A 17,101-nucleotide genomic window follows, 5' to 3' on the forward strand; every position below is an offset into this window, starting at 1 on the left:
CAGGATTGCGTGAGCCTCGTCGGCGCGAGTCACCCCTCGCCCTCTGGGAGAGAGGCCGGGGGTGAGGGGTGTGTCGGGCATCAGCGCGGGGCGATGTGGGCGACCATCAGCTGCACGCTTTCCTGGCCACGGAATTCGTTCACGTCGAGCTTGTAGGCCAGTTCGGCCCAGCGGACGCTGGCGTTAGGCCATTGCTCGCGATCGATGTTGAAGGCGATGCCGTCCAGCTGTACCGAGCCGCACTCGCTCTTGAGCACCAGCTTCAGGTGGCGCTCTCCGACCAGGCGCTGCTGGACGATCTGGAACACGCCGTGGAACACCGGCTCGGGGAAATGCTGGCCCCAGGGGCCGGCCAGGCGCAGGGCGCGGGCCAGTTCCAGATGGAATTCCTCGATGCTCAGCTGGCCGTCGGAGAGCAGACGACCGGTGAGGTCATCTTCATCGAGCTGGCGGCGGGTCTCAGCGTCGAAGGCGGCGGCGAATGCACCGAAGTTTTCCACAGGCAGGGACAGGCCGGCCGCCATGGCGTGACCGCCGAATTTGCTGATCAGGCCGGGATGGCGCGCGGCAACGGCATCCAGCGCATCGCGGATGTGAAAGCCCGGCACCGAGCGCGCCGAGCCCTTGAGCAGGCCATCGCCGGCATCGGCGAAGGCGATGGTCGGGCGGTGGTAACGCTCCTTGAGGCGCGAGGCGAGGATGCCGATCACGCCCTGGTGCCAGTCCGGCTCGAACACGCAGAGGCCGAAGGGCATGTCCTCGATGGGCAGGTTCTTCAGCTGGGCCAGGGCCTCGCGCTGCATGCCCTGCTCGATGGCCTTGCGGTCCTGGTTGAGCTGGTCCAGTTGCACCGCCATGTCGCGGGCCTGGGCCTCGTCTTCGCAGAGCAGGCATTCGATGCCCAGGCTCATGTCGTCCAGGCGGCCAGCGGCGTTCAGGCGCGGGCCGAGGATGAAGCCGAGGTCGGTGGAGGTGATGCGTCCTGCCGGGCGTCCGGCGACTTCGAGGATCGCCTTGAGCCCGGGTCGGGCGCGACCGGCGCGGATGCGCGCCAGGCCCTGGTGGACCAGGATGCGGTTGTTGGCGTCCAGGGGCACCACATCGGCCACGCTGCCCAGGGCCACCAGATCGAGCAGGTCGCCGAGGTTGGGTTCCTTGAGGCCGGCGCGGGCGAACCAGTCCAGCTCGCGCAGGCGCGCGCGCAGGGCCATCAGCACGTAGAAGATGACGCCGACACCGGCCAGGGACTTGCTGGGGAAGTCGCAGCCGGGCTGGTTGGGGTTGACGATGGCATCCGCCGCCGGCAGTTCCGGCCCGGGCAGGTGGTGGTCGGTGACCAGCACTTTGAGCCCGGCGGCCTTGGCGGCGGCTACGCCTTCGACGCTGGAGATGCCGTTATCCACAGTCACCAGCAGGTCGGGACGGCGCTCCAGGGCCACGGCGACGATTTCCGGCGTCAGGCCGTAGCCGTATTCGAAACGGTTGGGGACCAGGTAGTCGACATGGAAGGCACCGAGCATGCGCAGGCCGAGTACGCCAACGCTGCTGGCGGTGGCGCCGTCGGCATCGAAGTCGCCGACGTAGAGGATGCGCTGGCGCTTTTCCAGGGCTTCGACCAGCAGTTCCACCGCCGCGTCGATGCCCTTGAGCTGCTGGTACGGGATCAACCGCGCCAGGCTCTTGTCCAGCTCGGCTGCCGATTGCACGCCACGGGACGCATAGAGGCGGGTCAACAGCGGTGGCAGGTCGCCCAGGTCGGGCAGGACATCAGGCAGGGCGCGGTGTTCGATACGCATGAAGGGTCCAATCTTTGAATCGACTTCCCCTCTCCCTCCCGGGAAAGGGCCTTGGGGCGAGAGCTCGGCGCCCTGCCCCCGGAAATCCTCCGGACTTCCGATCAACGTTCCCCGGCGAGCCACTCCAGGGGAATTTCATGCTGGCCGCGCTCATCGGTGATGAACAGCGAACCGTCGCTGATCATCACGCTCCAGCTCACCGAGCGCGGCAGGTCGCGGGCGAGTTCTTCCAGGGCTTCCTGGTTGACGCCGACGACGTTGATGTTCTTCAGGTTGCGCACGCCGTCCAGCACCTTGGTCTGCCACACGCGCAAGTTGCCGTAGGCCACCAGGCTGAAGCGCTCGGTACGCCGCGAGCACCAGGTGATGCGCTCGGCATCCGGCTGGCCCACTTCGATCCAGTGCAGGACGCGGTCGTCCAGACTCTTTTCCCACAACGCGGGCTCGTCCACATCCGACAGGCCACGGCCAAAGGACAGCTGCTCGTGGTACCAGAGGGCGTAGGCGATCAGACGCACGGCCAGGCGTTCTTCGGTTTCCGAGGGATGCTTGGCAACGGTGAAGCGCAGGTTCTCGTAGACGCTGCGATCCAGGTCCGTGAGGTTGAGCTCGACTTTGTAGGGGGTCGCTTGGAGGGCCATGGCGGGCTTCTTGGTTATTCGCGGAGGGCGGCAAGTCTACCCTGATTCCGCTGCCTTGGCTGGGTCTTCCGGCTAATCGGCGGGATAGCGCTGGATGCGGTTGCGGCCCTTGTCCTTGGCGGCATAGAGAGCGTCGTCGGCCAGGGAAAGCAGGCGGAACAGGTCGTAGCCGGCTTCCCTGGAGCTGACGATGCCGATGCTGACGCTGAGCTCGCCCGGCTCCTGGAACGGCAGCTCGGCGAACTCGCGACGGATGCGCTCGGCCACCTGGGCACCGGCTTCGTCGTCGGCGTCGGCCAGCAGGCAGGCGAACTCCTCTCCGCCAATGCGGCCGAACACATCCTGCTTGCGCATGCTGCCAACGGCGATCCGGGTGAAGGCCACCAGGGCTTCATCGCCGCTGGCATGCCCGTAGTTGTCGTTGAGGCGCTTGAAGTGGTCGAGGTCGCACAGCAGCAGCGCCACCGGCTCTCCCCGGTGCTCGCAGCTTTCCAGCAGGTATTCGCCGGTGGTCATGAAGGCGCGGCGGTTACCGACGCCGGTGAGGGGATCGCAGTAGGCGGCGGCGCGGAACTTCAGTTCCGCACGTTCCTTGACCATGGACAGGGTGACGAAGGAGATGCCGATGGCGTAAAGCAGGGTCTCGAACACCAGCAGGGAGAAGAAGTTGGTGCCCTGCCCGCTGCTGGCCACCGCCGCGTCGAAAGGCATGCCGCGGTCGACGATGATGCGCACACAGTAAAAGCCCATGTGGAAGAGCGTCAGGGCCAGGGCCGGCAGGTAGGCGACCTCCAGGCTCTGGCGGCTGCGCCACAGTTCGTAGGCGCTGAGGCCGGTATAGCAGACGGTGATCAGCGAACTGACCGCGATGCGCACCGTGAGCGACTCGTAGAACGCCGGATTGAGGCAGAGCACCGTCCAGATCACCGCGCCCGCGCAGATACCCGGCACGTGCGGCTGGCGCCCGGCGAACACGCGCATGGTGGTCCAGGTCATGGCGGCGCTGATGTGCAGCACCACGTTGCCGATCACCAGCGGCAGGTAATCCACACCCATGCCACGCAGGCTACCCAGGACGGTGCCCAGCACGCCCAGCAGCAGCGCGGCGGACAGGTAGCCGAGGGTCGGCTCGCGACGGCCGCGGCGCCAGGCGTGGAGCATGAGAATGCCCACCAGGGCGAGGATGTAGATATCCACAAGCACCAGGGTGGGCACATTCAATTGCATGGTCCCTCCTCCCGGCGCGTACTGGGCGACAAGCGGCAGAGGATGGCAGCACGTGTTGGCATGGCGTTCGGCGTGTGCGAATCGGGATCCTGCCAAGCACTTTAAGTCGCCCTGCACAGGGGCGCCAGCGGTAAACCGGACTGTTCGCGGCAGGCCCCACGGAGTAGAGTCGCCGCCACCGCCTGGACCCTGGATATCCCGATGAACGTCGCTGCAAAACCCCTCGCCGGCCTTAAAGTGATCGAGCTCGGCACGCTGATCGCCGGCCCCTTCGCCTCGCGCCTGTGCGCGGAATTCGGCGCCGAAGTCATCAAGATCGAATCACCCGACGGCGGCGACCCGCTGCGCAAGTGGCGCAAGCTGTATGAAGGCACGTCGCTCTGGTGGTTCGTGCAGGCACGCAACAAGAAGTCGTTGACGCTGAACCTCAAGCACCCGGAAGGCCGCGAGATTCTCAAGAAGCTGCTGGCCGAGGCGGACATCCTCATCGAAAACTTCCGCCCCGGCGTGCTGGAAAAGCTGGGCCTGGGCTGGGACGTGATCCATGCGCTCAATCCGAAGCTGGTGATGGTGCGGCTGTCCGGCTTCGGCCAGAGCGGCCCCTACAAGGACCAGCCGGGCTTCGGCGCGGTGGGCGAATCCATGGGCGGGCTGCGCTACATCACCGGCTTCGAGGACCGCCCGCCGGTGCGCACGGGCATTTCCATCGGCGACTCCATCGCCGCGCTCTGGGGCGTGATCGGCGCGCTCATGGCGCTGCGCCACCGCGAGGTGAACGGCGGCCAGGGCCAGGTGGTGGACGTGGCGCTCTACGAGGCGGTGTTCGCCATGATGGAAAGCATGGTGCCGGAGTTCGATGTGTTCGGTTTCATCCGCGAACGCACCGGCAACATCATGCCCGGCATCACCCCCTCCTCCATCCACACCGCCGCCGACGGCCGCCATGTGCAGATCGGCGCCAACGGCGACGCCATCTTCAAGCGCTTCATGCTGGGCATAGGCCGCGAGGACCTGGCCAACGATCCGACCCTGGCCAGCAACGACGGCCGCGACGCCCGCCGGGATGAACTCTACGGCGTGATCGACCGCTGGGTGGGTTCACTGCCGCTGGAGGAGGTGCTGGCCGTGCTGAACCGCGCCGAAGTGCCGGCCAGTCGCATCTTCTCCGCCGAGGACATGTTCGCCGATCCGCAATTCCTCGCCCGCGAGATGTTCCTCTCGGCGAAGCTGCCGGACGGCAAGCCGTTCAAGATGCCGGGCATCGTGCCCAAGCTCTCCGAGACCCCCGGCTCGACCGAATGGATCGGCCCGGAGCTGGGCGAGCACAACGCCGAGGTGCTGGCGGGGCTGGGGTACAGCGCCGAGCAGGTGGCAGCGCTGAAGGGGGATGGGGCGATTTGACGGCGGGCGGGGTGGCTTTTTGTAGGGTGGAAGTCGCTTTTCGATTCCACCATTCGAAGCAGAACCCACCGCCGATGGTGGACCGATGGAGCGCGGTCCACCCTACGCACGGAGCGGGTGTTGTGACTGTGGGAGCGAATTGATTCGCGAAATGGCCGAGTAACGACCTTCTTGGGACAAGGCAGGCTTTCAGCCCGTATCGCGAATGAATCGCTCCCACATTGCATTTGATCGCCGCAACGAAAAAGGCCGGCCCCTTTCGGGAGCCGGCCTTTTCGTTTCAGGCGCTATGGCTTACAGCGGCTTGCCGCGGTTGCCATGCTGGCTGACGAAGGCCTGGATCTGCTTCAGGTCGTTCGGCAGCACGGTGTAACGCTCTTCGCGCTGGAACAGGTCGGCGAGGTGCGACGGCAGCGCCGGGGCCTGGCCAACGCCAGCCTTCTCCACGGCCTCGGGGAACTTCACCGGGTGGGCAGTGCCCAGGATGACCATCGGGGTCGCCAGGCTGCGCCGGCATTCGCGGGCGGCGCGAACGCCGATCGCGGTGTGCGGGTCCAGCAGCTCGCCACACTCCTTGTACACCTCGGCGATGGTTTCGCAGGTGGCTGCGTCATCCACGGCCAGGGAGTCGAACAGCTTGCGCGCTTCGGTCCAGCGGTCTTCCTCGACGCTGAAGCCGCCACCCTGCTTGAAGGTATTCATCAGGCTGGCAATGGCGGCACCGTTGCGACCGTGCAGGTCGAACAGCAGGCGCTCGAAGTTGGACGACACCATGATGTCCATCGACGGCGACAGGGTCGGGTGCAGGGTGTCCTTGACGTACTGGTTGCCGCTCATGAAGCGGTGCAGGATGTCGTTGCGGTTGGTGGCGACGATCAGTTGGCTGATCGGCAGGCCCATGTTGCGCGCCAGGTAGCCGGCGAAGATGTCGCCGAAGTTGCCGGTGGGCACGGAGAAGGCCACGGAGCGCGCCGGGCCGCCCAGCTGCAGGGCCGCGTGGAAGTAGTAGACGATCTGGGCCATGATGCGCGCCCAGTTGATCGAGTTGACCGCTACCAGGCGGGTGCCCTTGAGGAAGCCCTGGTCGGCGAAGCTCGCCTTGACCATCTCCTGGCAGTCGTCGAAGTTGCCTTCGACCGCGATGTTGTGGATGTTGTCGCCGAGGATGGTGGTCATCTGGCGGCGCTGCACCTCGGACACGCGGTTGTGCGGGTGCATGATGAAGATGTCGACGTGCTCGCAGGCCTTGCAGCCTTCGATGGCGGCCGAGCCGGTGTCACCGGAGGTGGCCCCCATGATCACCACGCGCTCGCCGCGCTTGCTCAGCACGTGGTCGAGCAGACGGCCCAGCAGCTGCAGGGCGAAGTCCTTGAAGGCCAGGGTCGGGCCGTGGAACAGCTCCAGCACCCACTCGTTACCGTTCAGCTGGCGCAGCGGCGCCACGGCGTTGTGGGCGAAGGCGCCGTAGGTCTCTTCGAGGATCTTCTTGAAGTCGGCGTCATTGATGCTGCCGGCTACGAACGGACGCATCACGCGGAAAGCCAGTTCGTGGTACGGCAGGCCAGCCCAGGAGGCGATTTCTTCCTGGGTGAAGCGCGGCAGGTTTTCCGGGACGTAGAGGCCGCCGTCGCTGGCCAGGCCAGCCAGCAGCACGTCTTCGAAGTTCAGGGCCGGTGCCTGGCCGCGGGTACTGATATAGCGCATGTCTTAAAACCTTGGTTTCGAGCTGAAGGCACGGGCGCGCCGCTCCGGGGGATCGCCCCTCCGCGGCCGCGGCCTTACCTTGCGGCTGCTTAGTTCAGTTGCTCGACGCGGATGCGCACTACGCTGCCTACCACGTCTTCCAGAGCTTCCAGCGCGGCGATGGCGTCGTTGACGCGCGCCTCGACGACCCGGTGGGTAACCAGGATCATCGGCACCAGGCCGTCCTGCTCTTCGACTTCTTTCTGCATGATGGATTCGATGTTGATGCCGCGTTCCGACAGGATGGTCGCGACCTGCGCCAGCACGCCCGGGTGATCCTTGGCCTGGATGCGCAGGTAGTAGGCGCTTTCGCAGGCTTCGATCGGCAGGATCGGGTGGTCGGACAGGGAATCCGGCTGGAAGGCCAGGTGCGGCACATGGTTTTCCGGGTCGGTGGTCAGCGCGCGGACCACGTCTACCACATCGGCAACCACGGCAGAGGCGGTGGCCTCCATGCCGGCGCCAGCGCCGTAGTAGAGGGTGCTGCCGGCGGCGTCGCCGTTGACCATCACCGCGTTCATCACGCCATTGACGTTTGCGATCAGGCGGTCGGCCGGGATCAGGGTCGGGTGAACGCGCAGTTCGAAGCCGCTGTCGGTGCGGCGCGCCACGCCCAGGTGCTTGATGCGGTAGCCCAGGGCTTCGGCGTAGTTGACGTCGGCGCTGGTGAGCTTCGAGATGCCCTCGGTGTAGGCCTTGTCGAACTGCAGCGGGATGCCGAAGGCGATGGACGCGAGGATGGTCAGCTTGTGGGCGGCGTCGATGCCTTCGACGTCGAAGGTCGGGTCGGCTTCGGCGTAGCCCAGTGCCTGGGCTTCCTTCAGCACGTCCTCGAAGGCACGGCCCTTCTCACGCATTTCGGTGAGGATGAAGTTGCCGGTGCCGTTGATGATGCCGGCCAGCCAGTTGATGCGGTTGGCGGCAAGGCCTTCGCGGATCGCCTTGATCACCGGGATGCCTCCGGCGACGGCGGCTTCGAAGGCAACCATGACGCCCTTCTCGCGAGCCTTGGCGAAGATTTCGTTGCCATGCACGGCGATCAGCGCCTTGTTGGCGGTGACCACGTGCTTGCCGTTCTCGATGGCCTTCAGGACCAGTTCGCGGGCCTGGGTGTAGCCACCGATCAGCTCGATGACGATGTCGATTTCCGGGTTGTTGGCCACGTCGAAGATGTCGGCGGTGATGGGGGTAGCGCCGGTTTCACACTTCGGGTTGGGACGACGAGCGGCAATCTGGGCAACTTCGATTCCACGCCCGGCACGGCGGGCAATCTCCTCGGCGTTGCGTTTGAGTACGTTGAAGGTGCCGCCACCGACGGTCCCAAGGCCACAGATGCCTACTTTTACCGGCTTCACGCTGAACTCCCCATCATCACTGCGAAAACGGCCGGGTGAGTCCCGGCCGAGGAAAAGAGCCGCACTTTACGAAGCGGCCGAATATTGGTCAATCGAGGCAAGCGCCCGGATTACTTGGCCTCCAGGGCAAGTTTCGCCAGCTGCGGGGCCGGCTGGTAGCCCGGAATCATCTGGCCATTGCCCAGCACGATGGCCGGAGTGCCGTTGACGCCGATCAGCTGGCCCAGCTCGAACTGCTTGGCAACCGGGTTATCACAGGTCGCCGCCGGCAGTTCTTCGCGGGACTTGGCCTTGTTCATCGCGACCTGACGGTCCTTGCTGCACCAGACGCTGACCAGACTGTTGTAGCCATGGCTGCCGATACCCTGGCGCGGGAAGGCGACATAACGCACTTCGATGCCACGACGGTTCAGTTCCGGCACTTCGCTATGCAGCTTCTGGCAGTAGCCGCAGTCGGTGTCGGTGAACACGGTGATATGGGCCTTGGCCGGCTCCTTGGGCGAGAACACCACCATCTCGCTGGCAGGGATGGCGTTGATTTCCTTGGCGATGGAGCGGCTCTCGGCCTGCTCGGTGAGGTTCACCGGCTTGCCGTTCTGCACGTGGTAGAGGTAGCCCTGCATCAGGTACTGGCCGTCGGCGCTGGTGTAGAGCATGCGGCCGCCCTTGAGCTGGACCTGGTAGATGCCGGTCATCGGGCTTTCGCCGATGGACTCGATGGGCAGGCCGAGTTGCAGGGCGTCGAGGGTCTTGCGGATGGCCTGGTCCGGGTCGTCGGCGAGGCTGATGGTGCTGGCGAGGCCGAGGGCCAGGCCGGCGATAAGACGAGTCACGCGCATGGGTACTCCTGTCGAGCGGCGGACGTTCGGGAAACCGCTCAAGCCTAACACAGAAGCTCTGGCGCGCAGACCTCGAGTGCCCGGCGGCCGTTGCCGGAAGCCGATCGGACATTTGCAGCAACAGGGTTCGGCGTATCAGCCCGGCCTTGTACATGACATCCCTGTCGTGGCTCCTGTGCCAGGCTCGACCCCGGCCCGGCCATCCGTGGCCGGTCGTTCGCCGGGGCGACGCATGCGTCGCCTTTCCGGCTCACCCTCGCGGGTGGTGTCGGGCGTGCAGTTCCTGCAGGCGTGCGCGGGCGATGTGGGTGTAGATCTGGGTGGTGGACAAGTCGCTATGACCGAGCAGCATCTGCACCACGCGCAGGTCCGCGCCGTGGTTGAGCAGGTGCGTGGCGAAGGCGTGGCGCAGGGTGTGCGGCGACAGGGACTTGCTGATGCCGGCCACCTGGGCCTGGTGCTTGATGCGGTGCCAAAAGGTCTGGCGGGTCATCTGCTCGCCGCGCAGGCTGGGGAAGAGCACGTCGCTGGGTTTGCCGTCCAGCAGGAAAGGCCGCGCTTCGCGCTGATAGCGCTCGATCCAGGCAATGGCTTCCTCGCCAAGCGGCACCAGGCGCTCCTTGCTGCCCTTGCCGAACACCTTGAGCACCCCCTGGCGCAGGTTGACCTGCTCCAGGGTCAGGCTCACCAGCTCGGTCACCCGCAGGCCGCAGGCATAGAGGACTTCGAGCATGGCGCGATCACGCAGGCCGATGGGGTCTTCCAGATCCGGGGCTTCCAGCAGCGCTTCCACATCCGCCTCGGAGAGCGACTTGGGCAGGGGGCGGCCGAGTTGCGGCAGGTCCACCTGCAGGGTGGGATCTTCGAGGATCAGGTTTTCCCGCAGCAGGAAGCGGTAGAAGCCCCGCAGGCCGGAGAGAAACCGCGCCGTGGAACGCGCCTTGTAGCCCTGCTCCAGACGCCAGGCAAGGTGGTCGAGAATAAGGTCGCGCCCGGCCTTGTCCAGGGCCATGCCCCGTTCATCGAGCCAGCCATTGAAATGGGCGAGGTCGCTGCGGTAGGCCGAGCGGGTGTGTTCGGACAGGCCCTTTTCCAGCCAGAGGGCGTCGAGAAAGCGGTCAATCAGGAGATGGTCTAGCGCGGGCATGAATGGCGGCCTTGACTGTGCGAGGCGCTAGTCTTTCATAGCGCTGTATCCGATTCATCTCCGATAGGGACTGCCAATGAGTGAACACCATATCCTGCTCGGCCTGGGCGGCATTGGCGCGGCTGCGCTGTTCAGCCAGTGGCTGGCCTGGCGCCTGCGCCTTCCGGCCATCCTCTTCCTGCTGCTGGCCGGCATTCTCGCCGGCCCGGCGACCGGCCTGCTGGACCCACAGGCGCTGTTCGGGCCGCTGCTGTTCCCGCTGATTTCCCTGTCGGTGGCACTGATCCTCTTCGAGGGCAGCCTGACCCTGCATTTCTCCGAATGGCGCGAAATCGGCAGCGTGGTGCGACGCATGGTGACCGTGGGCGCGCTGATCACCTGGGCGGTGATCGCAATCGCCACCCACTGGCTGCTGGGCTTCTCCTGGGAGCTGTCACTGCTGTTCGGCACCCTCACCCTGGTGACGGGGCCGACGGTGATCGTACCGATGCTGCGTGTGGTGAGACCGCGCGCCTCGATCGCCAACATCCTGCGCTGGGAGGGCATCGTCATCGACCCCATAGGTGCGCTGCTGGCGGTGGTGGTGTTCAGTTTCATCGTCAGCCGTGATAACGGAGGCTGGAGCGCCAGCCTGTCGACCTTCGCCGCGGTGATCGCCTGCGGGACTCTGTTGGGCGCCGTCGGTGGCTGGTTGTTCGGCGTGGTGCTGCGGCGTCACTGGCTGCCGGAGTACCTGCAGAACCTCGCGGCACTGGCGGCGGTACTCGGCGTGTTCATTGGCGCCAACCTGCTGGTGAATGAGTCCGGCCTGCTGGCGGTGACCGTGATGGGCATGGCCCTGGCCAACATGCGCGACGTGGATGTGCGGCAGATCCTGCACTTCAAGGAAAACCTCAGCGTGCTGCTGATCTCCGGGCTGTTCATCCTCCTTGCCGCGCGCCTGGACTTCGCTGCGCTGGTGGCCATGGGCCCGGCGACCCTGCTGTTGCTGGCGGTGATCCAGTTCATCGCGCGGCCATTGAACGTCGCTGTCAGCACCCTGGGATCGAGCCTGAACTGGCGTGAACGCGCGTTGCTGGCCTGGATCGCCCCACGCGGCATCGTCGCCGCAGCCGTATCGGCGATCTTCGTCTTGCGTCTTCAGGGCGAAGGCAACGAGCAGGCCGAGTTGCTGGTGCCGCTGACCTTCCTGGTGATCATCGGCACCGTGGTGCTGCAGAGCGCCACCGCACGCCCGCTGGCGCAACTGCTCAAGGTGGCGGAGCCCGCGCCGTCGGGTTTCCTCATCATCGGCGCCAATCCCGTGGCCCGCGAACTCGGCAAGGCCCTGCAGAACCTCGGCAGCCGGGTACTGCTCACCGATTCCAGCTGGGAAAACATCCGTGCCGCGCGCATGGACAACCTGCCCACCTACTTCGGCAATCCGACATCGCAGCATGCCGAAGCGCACCTCGACCTGGTGGGCCTGGGTCATCTGCTGGCGCTCTCCCCTTCCAGCGAACTCAATGCCCTGGCCTGCATGCATTTCCGCCATGATTTCAGCGCCCAGCGCCGCTTCACCCTTCCCACCGGCAACGAAAGCCGGCGGTCGGACAAGCATCGCGTCAGCCAGACCGTGCGCGGCCGCCCCCTCGGTGGCCAGCCGCTGACCTTTCCACAGTTCGCCAGCTATCTCGCCAAGGGCGCCGACGTGCGCACCACCACCCTGACCGCGACCTTCGGCTGGGCCGAATACCAGGCCCTGCACGGCAGCCGCGCCACGCTTCTGCTGGCCCGCGACCCACGCGGCTGGGTTCACCTGGCCGGGCAGCCGCTGGACTTCACGCCGGAAAAGGACTGGACACTGGTGTCCCTGATGGAAACCGAAGAGCAACCCGGTGTTACCGCTGATCGCACTCTGGCGCAAACACACTGACGGGCGGCATGGCCAGCCTATCCTTAGTCTGGTGACAGGATCGGGCTGGCCGTGGATGATTTCATCTTGCTATCACCCATTGCCGGTACCGGAACATGGCCAACCAAATGAACTCCCGCCTGGGGCAGATCCTCATCAACAAGGGTCTGATCACATCCCAGCAGCTGGATGCCGCAATCAAGATGCAGCTCACCAGCAAGATGCGGCTGGGTGAAGTACTGATAGCGCAAGGCCTGCTGACCCAGAAGCAACTGACCAAGGCCCTGAAGAAACAGAACAACCTGCGTCTGGCGGCTACCCTCGTGGCCGCGTTGATGAGCCCCTTCCAGATGGCCAGCGCCGATATCCAGCGCTTGCAGCCGCCCGCCAGCATCAGCCGCCAGGAAACGCCGCGGGGCCTGCGCCCGCTGACCGACCTGGAGATGAGCAATGTCAGCGCCCAGGGGCTGGACGATGTGTTGCAGGGCCTGTTCCTGCAAGCCGAACAGGGCGACGGGCTGGGCGCAGTGAAGCAACTGGCGAAGCTGGTGATGCCGGTGCTGGACAGCCTGGATGCCGAGACGTCGATGAAGGACGTGGTCTACGACACCAGCAGAATGACCTCGGTGGTCAATTCGGACGGCTCAGTGAACCTGCGGCTACCCAGTTCCATAGGCGAGCTGCGCTTCGAGAACATCCGCGTTGCTGGCTCGCCGCAGAACCAGAGTTTCGGCAGTCTGACGCTGAACAACATCGACCTGTCCCAGGCGTCACTGAAGATCAGCATGCGCAACTGATCCTGGCCGATAACGAAGAAGGCACCCTTTGGGTGCCTTCTTCATTCATGCGGCGTCCGCCGCCTGGGGAAACGCTGGCAGGATCTGCACCGGGCGCTTCTCGTCATCGATGGCAACGAAGCTGAACACGCCGGTGATGGCCTTCTCACGGGTGGCGCTGTACATGTCCTCGACGAACACCTCGACCTCGACCTTGAGGCTGGTGTTGCCCACCTTTACCACACGTCCCACCAGCTCGACGATGGAGCCGGCCGGGATCGGATGCTTGAAGTCGATCCGGTCGGTGGAAACGGTTACCAGGGGCAGGCGGCAGAAGCGCGTGGCGGCGATGAAGGACACTTCGTCCATCCAGGCCAGGGCAGTTCCGCCGAACAGGGTGTTGTGATGGTTGGTACTGGGCGGGAATACCGCCTTGGTTACCCGGCTTTCGGACAGCGCTGTCCGGCGGGCGATCTCTTGCTCTCTCGGGGTCATGCCACTACTACCTGAATCGAAACCATGTGGCTGCCACTCGTGCTGCGACTCTTGTCGTTCTTCTATGCGCTGCCGGATGGGCAGGAATGCTCCCGTCCGGGTAATCGGGCGGGGCGCGGATTATCCCCTGCGCGCAGGCAAGAAAAAACCCGCCGAGGCGAACCTGGGCGGGTTTTTCGGGGAAGCTGTGGCGATTAGGCCAGCTTCTCCTTGATACGAGCTGCCTTGCCGGACAGGTCGCGGAGGTAGTACAGCTTGGCTTTGCGTACGTCGCCGCGGCGCTTGACGCTCAGGCTGTCAACCAGCGGGGAGTAGGTCTGGAAGGTACGCTCTACGCCAACGCCGTTGGAGATCTTGCGCACGGTGAAAGCGCTGTTCAGGCCGCGGTTACGCTTGGCGATGACCACACCTTCGAAGGCCTGCAGACGGGAACGGTCGCCTTCCTTCACTTTCACTTGAACGATTACGGTGTCGCCCGGGGCGAAAGCCGGAATCTCTTTGTTCATTTGTTCAGCTTCGAGTTGCTGAATGATCTTGTTGGTCATCGCTATGCTCCTAAGACAGGCCTTCTGGGCGTGCCATCGATACGTTAACTATCGTTCCGCTGGCGGATGTATTCCTCCAGCAGCTTTTTCTCTTCTCCAGAAAGCGAGCGGCAATCCAGAAGATCAGCCCGACGTTCCCAGGTGCGCCCAAGCGCCTGCTGCAAACGCCATCGCCGGATGTGTTCGTGGTTGCCGCTGAGCAGCACCTCCGGAACACGCTTGCCTGCATACAGCTCCGGACGGGTGTAATGCGGGCAATCGAGCAGGCCATCCGTAAAGGAGTCCTCCTCGGCGGAGTCCGCGTGGCCCAAAGCACCGGGCAACAACCGCGTCACCGCATCGATCAGCACCATGGCCGGCAGCTCACCGCCAGACAGGACGTAGTCGCCAATCGACCATTCCTCATCGACGTGCTCCTCAATGAAGCGTTCGTCGATGCCTTCGTAGCGTCCGGCGATGAGGATCAATGCTTCCTCGTTCGCCAGCTCGCGCACGGCCGCCTGCTTCAGCTGGCGCCCTTGCGGCGAGAGGTAGATCACCTTCGCCTTCTCCCCTGCCGCTGCCTTGGCTGCCGCCAGGGCCCGTTCCAGGGGCTGGATCTTCATCACCATCCCGGGGCCACCGCCGAAAGGCCGGTCATCCACCGTCTGGTGGCGGTCCTCGGTGAAGCTCCGTGGGTTCCAGCAGTTGAGCTTGAGCAGCCCCTGCTTCACCGCTCGGCTGGTGATGCCATATTGGCTGATGGCGGCAAACATCTCGGGAAAGATGCTGATCACTTCAACCTGCATGCCTTTCATGTCAGGTCCTCAGAAATCGGCGTCCCATTCCACCCGCATTTCGCCGGACTCCAGGTCGATCGACTGTACGCACTGCTCCGTGTAGGGCAGCAGGCGTTCGCGATCATCCAGGCTTCCAGCGCAGGGCTTGACCACCATCACATCGTTGGCGCCGGTCTCCAGGAGGTGATCGATGCGGCCGAGCAGGTGCCCGTCCTGGTTGATCACGTTGAGACCTTCCAACTGGTGCCAGTAGAACTCGTCTTCGTCGAGATCCGGCAGTTCGCTGACGGGAACACAGATTTCAAAACCTGCGTAGGTACGGGCGATCTCGCGATCGACCAGCCCCTTCAGCTTCACCACCAGGACCTTGCCGTGCACGCGTCCGCTGGCGACTTCAACCTGCTTTACCTCGTTGTCACGCCTGAGCGTCCAACGGCGGTAATCGAGCACGTTATCCAGCGGATCGGTGAAGGAGTAGACCTTCACCTCGCCACGTACGCCGTGCACCGAGAAAATCTTGCCGAGAACGATGAGTTCGTCGGCGGCGGCCGGCGTCGTGCTCATAAAAGATGCTTAGGCAGCAGCCTTGGCAGCTTCCTTCAGCAGCTGAGCAACGCGCTCAGACGGCTGGGCGCCCTGGCTCAGCCAGTAGTTGGCGCGTTCCTGGTTAACGGACAGCTTGACTTCCGCACCAGTGGCGATCGGGTTGAAGAAACCGATGCGCTCTACGAAGCGACCGTCGCGCGCATTGCGGCTGTTGGTCACGGTCAGGTGGTAGAAGGGGCGCTTCTTGGAGCCGCCACGGGCAAGACGGATGGTTACCATTGAACTTCGTTCCTATAGTCGGTGCTTTTCAAGCATGGGCCATGGGCCCGAAAGGCCGCATATTCTAAGGATTATCCGGCCGATTGCAAATCTCTTTTTAGGGGCCGCCGGTCGGCGGCCGGGCTCACATCTTCGGCATGCCGCCAGGGAACATGCTGCCCATGCCACGCATCATCTTGACCATGCCGCCCTTGGCGGTGACCTTCTTCATCATCTTCTGCATCTGTTTGTGCTGCTTGATGAGGCGGCCGACGTCCTGCACCTGGGTGCCGGAACCCAGCGCGATACGGCGTTTGCGCGAACCACTGATCATTTCCGGATCACGGCGCTCGGCGGGCGTCATCGAGTTGATGATCGCTTCCATCTGCTTGAACTGCTTCTCGGCCGCGTTCTGAGCGTTGCCCATTTGCGCCAGGTTGACGCCACCGAGCATCGGCAGCTTGTCCATGAGGCCGCCGAGGCCACCCATGTTCTTCATCTGTTGCAGTTGGTCGCGGAAGTCTTCGAGGTCGAAGCCCTTGCCCTTCTTGATCTTCTTCGCGAGTTTCTCGGCCTTCTCGCGGTCCATGGTCTGCTCGGCCTGCTCGATCAGGCTGAGCACGTCACCCATGCCGAGGATGCGCGAGGCGACGCGGTCCGGGTGGAAGGGATCGAGGGCTTCGGTCTTCTCGCCCATGCCGAGGAACTTGATCGGCTTGCCGGTGATGGCGCGCACCGAGAGCGCGGCACCGCCACGGGCGTCGCCGTCGACCTTGGTCAGCACCACGCCGGTCAGCGGCAGGGCGTCGTTGAAGGCCTTGGCGGTGTTGGCGGCGTCCTGGCCGGTCATGGCGTCGACGACGAACAGGGTTTCCACCGGCTTGATGGCGGCGTGGACCTGCTTGATCTCGTCCATCATCTCGGCGTCGACGTGCAGGCGGCCCGCGGTGTCGACGATGACGACGTCTATGAACTTCAGCTTCGCTTCGCGGATCGCCGCCTGGGCGATATCCACCGGCTTCTGGCTGGTATCGGAGGGGAAGAAGGTGACGCCGATGTCGTTGGCCAGGGTTTCCAGCTGCTTGATGGCCGCCGGACGGTAGACGTCTGCGGAAACCACCAGCACCGACTTCTTCTTGCGCTCCTTGAGGAAGCGCGACAGCTTGCCCACGGTGGTGGTCTTGCCCGCCCCCTGCAGGCCGGCCATCAAGATCACCGCCGGCGGCGCGGCATTCAGCGACAGGTCCTCGTTGGCGGCGCCCATCAGCTCCACCAGTTCGGCCTGGACGATCTTCACGAAGGCCTGGCCCGGGGTCAGGCTCTTGGAAACCTCGGTACCGACCGCTCGATCCTTGATCCTGGAGACGAAGTCCTTCACCACCGGGAGGGCGACGTCGGCCTCGAGCAGGGCCATGCGCACCTCGCGCAGGGTGTCCTTGATGTTGTCCTCGGTCAGCTTGGCCTTGCCGGTGACATGGCGCAGCGTCTGTGAGAGGCGGTCGGTAAGGTTTTCAAACATGCGCGTTCCTTTCGGGCTCTCGTGAGCCCCGGCTGAGCTTGCGGCAGGCGGCGGAGTATAACGAAGTGTCGGCCTTGCCGACACCGCCAGCGGTCTTTCACCGGCAGGCCTTGTATGCCACACTCACTGCCTTTCGGGCT

General features: G+C 64.6%; 16 protein-coding genes. 3 read left to right on the forward strand and 13 right to left on the reverse strand.

The features are described from left to right. Window positions 1–80: 80 nt before the first annotated feature. From recJ to FXN65_RS22320, 3 genes are all read right to left on the reverse strand, one after another. Window positions 81–1,796 (reverse strand): single-stranded-DNA-specific exonuclease RecJ, encoded by a 1,716-nt coding sequence (recJ, locus tag FXN65_RS22310; RefSeq protein WP_151136500.1) that lies wholly within the window; start codon window positions 1,794–1,796, stop codon window positions 81–83. A gap of 101 nt (window positions 1,797–1,897) precedes the next feature. Further along, window positions 1,898–2,437 (reverse strand): YaeQ family protein, encoded by a 540-nt coding sequence (locus FXN65_RS22315; protein ID WP_151136503.1) that lies wholly within the window; start codon window positions 2,435–2,437, stop codon window positions 1,898–1,900. A 72-nt stretch (window positions 2,438–2,509) separates the two neighbouring features. Continuing rightward, window positions 2,510–3,664 (reverse strand): GGDEF domain-containing protein, encoded by a 1,155-nt coding sequence (locus tag FXN65_RS22320; RefSeq protein ID WP_151136505.1) that lies wholly within the window; start codon window positions 3,662–3,664, stop codon window positions 2,510–2,512. Window positions 3,665–3,865: 201 nt separating this feature from the next. Here FXN65_RS22320 and FXN65_RS22325 point away from each other — a divergent pair, with 201 nt between their 5' ends. Then, complete coding sequence (locus FXN65_RS22325; protein ID WP_151136507.1) at window positions 3,866–5,065, forward strand: CaiB/BaiF CoA transferase family protein; 1,200 nt, start codon at window positions 3,866–3,868, stop codon at window positions 5,063–5,065. A 294-nt stretch (window positions 5,066–5,359) separates the two neighbouring features. Here FXN65_RS22325 and thrC read toward each other — a convergent pair whose 3' ends face one another. From thrC to xerD, 4 genes are all read right to left on the reverse strand, one after another. Then, window positions 5,360–6,769 (reverse strand): threonine synthase, encoded by a 1,410-nt coding sequence (gene thrC, locus FXN65_RS22330; protein ID WP_151136509.1) that lies wholly within the window; start codon window positions 6,767–6,769, stop codon window positions 5,360–5,362. 89 nt (window positions 6,770–6,858) lie between these two features. Next, a complete protein-coding gene (locus FXN65_RS22335) occupies window positions 6,859–8,163 on the reverse strand; it encodes a homoserine dehydrogenase (protein ID WP_151136511.1) in 1,305 nt (434 codons plus the stop codon). Between the two features lie 110 nt (window positions 8,164–8,273). After that, the gene (locus tag FXN65_RS22340) at window positions 8,274–9,002 is read right to left on the reverse strand and encodes a disulfide isomerase DsbC N-terminal domain-containing protein (protein ID WP_151136513.1); all 729 of its coding nucleotides are present in this window, start codon (window positions 9,000–9,002) and stop codon (window positions 8,274–8,276) included. 250 nt (window positions 9,003–9,252) lie between these two features. Continuing rightward, entirely contained in the window at window positions 9,253–10,149 is an 897-nt protein-coding gene (xerD, locus tag FXN65_RS22345) for a site-specific tyrosine recombinase XerD (protein WP_151136515.1), read from the reverse strand. Between the two features lie 76 nt (window positions 10,150–10,225). On the opposite strand from xerD, the gene FXN65_RS22350 reads away from it, so the two are divergent. Together FXN65_RS22350 and FXN65_RS22355 are read left to right on the forward strand one after the other, a co-directional pair. Further along, window positions 10,226–12,064 carry a cation:proton antiporter gene (locus tag FXN65_RS22350; protein ID WP_151136517.1) on the forward strand — a complete coding sequence of 613 codons (1,839 nt, stop codon included), beginning with the start codon at window positions 10,226–10,228 and terminating at the stop codon, window positions 12,062–12,064. 95 nt (window positions 12,065–12,159) lie between these two features. Beyond that, window positions 12,160–12,840 carry a hypothetical protein gene (locus tag FXN65_RS22355; protein WP_151136519.1) on the forward strand — a complete coding sequence of 227 codons (681 nt, stop codon included), beginning with the start codon at window positions 12,160–12,162 and terminating at the stop codon, window positions 12,838–12,840. A gap of 45 nt (window positions 12,841–12,885) precedes the next feature. On the opposite strand, the gene FXN65_RS22360 is transcribed toward FXN65_RS22355, so the two are convergent. From FXN65_RS22360 to ffh, 6 genes are all read right to left on the reverse strand, one after another. After that, window positions 12,886–13,314: an acyl-CoA thioesterase gene (locus FXN65_RS22360; RefSeq protein ID WP_151136521.1), complete on the reverse strand. Its 429-nt coding sequence runs from the start codon at window positions 13,312–13,314 to the stop codon at window positions 12,886–12,888. 194 nt (window positions 13,315–13,508) lie between these two features. Continuing rightward, a complete protein-coding gene (rplS, locus tag FXN65_RS22365; RefSeq protein ID WP_028630298.1) occupies window positions 13,509–13,859 on the reverse strand; it encodes a 50S ribosomal protein L19 in 351 nt (116 codons plus the stop codon). A 44-nt stretch (window positions 13,860–13,903) separates the two neighbouring features. Continuing rightward, on the reverse strand, window positions 13,904–14,656 hold the full coding sequence (gene trmD, locus FXN65_RS22370) for a tRNA (guanosine(37)-N1)-methyltransferase TrmD (RefSeq protein ID WP_151136523.1): 753 nt from the start codon (window positions 14,654–14,656) through the stop codon (window positions 13,904–13,906). 9 nt (window positions 14,657–14,665) lie between these two features. Further along, window positions 14,666–15,202, reverse strand: coding sequence for a ribosome maturation factor RimM (rimM, locus tag FXN65_RS22375; protein ID WP_151136525.1), 537 nt, complete (start codon window positions 15,200–15,202; stop codon window positions 14,666–14,668). A gap of 9 nt (window positions 15,203–15,211) precedes the next feature. Further along, window positions 15,212–15,463 (reverse strand): 30S ribosomal protein S16, encoded by a 252-nt coding sequence (rpsP, locus tag FXN65_RS22380; protein WP_151136526.1) that lies wholly within the window; start codon window positions 15,461–15,463, stop codon window positions 15,212–15,214. 124 nt (window positions 15,464–15,587) lie between these two features. After that, the gene (ffh, locus tag FXN65_RS22385) at window positions 15,588–16,961 is read right to left on the reverse strand and encodes a signal recognition particle protein (protein WP_151136528.1); all 1,374 of its coding nucleotides are present in this window, start codon (window positions 16,959–16,961) and stop codon (window positions 15,588–15,590) included. Window positions 16,962–17,101: the final 140 nt, after the last annotated feature.

It is taken from the genome of Pseudomonas lalkuanensis (assembly GCF_008807375.1).
Lineage (GTDB): Bacteria > Pseudomonadota > Gammaproteobacteria > Pseudomonadales > Pseudomonadaceae > Metapseudomonas > Metapseudomonas lalkuanensis.

Coding starts and splice junctions, on each gene's coding strand:
- FXN65_RS22325 (WP_151136507.1), top strand. CDS start 3,866: ATGAACGTCGCTGCAAAACCCCTCGCCGGCCTTAAAGTGATCGAGCTC.
- rplS (WP_028630298.1), bottom strand. CDS start 13,859: ATGACCAACAAGATCATTCAGCAACTCGAAGCTGAACAAATGAACAAA.
- FXN65_RS22360 (WP_151136521.1), bottom strand. CDS start 13,314: ATGACCCCGAGAGAGCAAGAGATCGCCCGCCGGACAGCGCTGTCCGAA.
- FXN65_RS22350 (WP_151136517.1), top strand. CDS start 10,226: ATGAGTGAACACCATATCCTGCTCGGCCTGGGCGGCATTGGCGCGGCT.
- recJ (WP_151136500.1), bottom strand. CDS start 1,796: ATGCGTATCGAACACCGCGCCCTGCCTGATGTCCTGCCCGACCTGGGC.
- rimM (WP_151136525.1), bottom strand. CDS start 15,202: ATGAGCACGACGCCGGCCGCCGCCGACGAACTCATCGTTCTCGGCAAG.
- FXN65_RS22315 (WP_151136503.1), bottom strand. CDS start 2,437: ATGGCCCTCCAAGCGACCCCCTACAAAGTCGAGCTCAACCTCACGGAC.
- xerD (WP_151136515.1), bottom strand. CDS start 10,149: ATGCCCGCGCTAGACCATCTCCTGATTGACCGCTTTCTCGACGCCCTC.
- FXN65_RS22320 (WP_151136505.1), bottom strand. CDS start 3,664: ATGCAATTGAATGTGCCCACCCTGGTGCTTGTGGATATCTACATCCTC.
- rpsP (WP_151136526.1), bottom strand. CDS start 15,463: ATGGTAACCATCCGTCTTGCCCGTGGCGGCTCCAAGAAGCGCCCCTTC.
- FXN65_RS22340 (WP_151136513.1), bottom strand. CDS start 9,002: ATGCGCGTGACTCGTCTTATCGCCGGCCTGGCCCTCGGCCTCGCCAGC.
- trmD (WP_151136523.1), bottom strand. CDS start 14,656: ATGAAAGGCATGCAGGTTGAAGTGATCAGCATCTTTCCCGAGATGTTT.
- FXN65_RS22355 (WP_151136519.1), top strand. CDS start 12,160: ATGGCCAACCAAATGAACTCCCGCCTGGGGCAGATCCTCATCAACAAG.
- thrC (WP_151136509.1), bottom strand. CDS start 6,769: ATGCGCTATATCAGTACCCGCGGCCAGGCACCGGCCCTGAACTTCGAA.
- ffh (WP_151136528.1), bottom strand. CDS start 16,961: ATGTTTGAAAACCTTACCGACCGCCTCTCACAGACGCTGCGCCATGTC.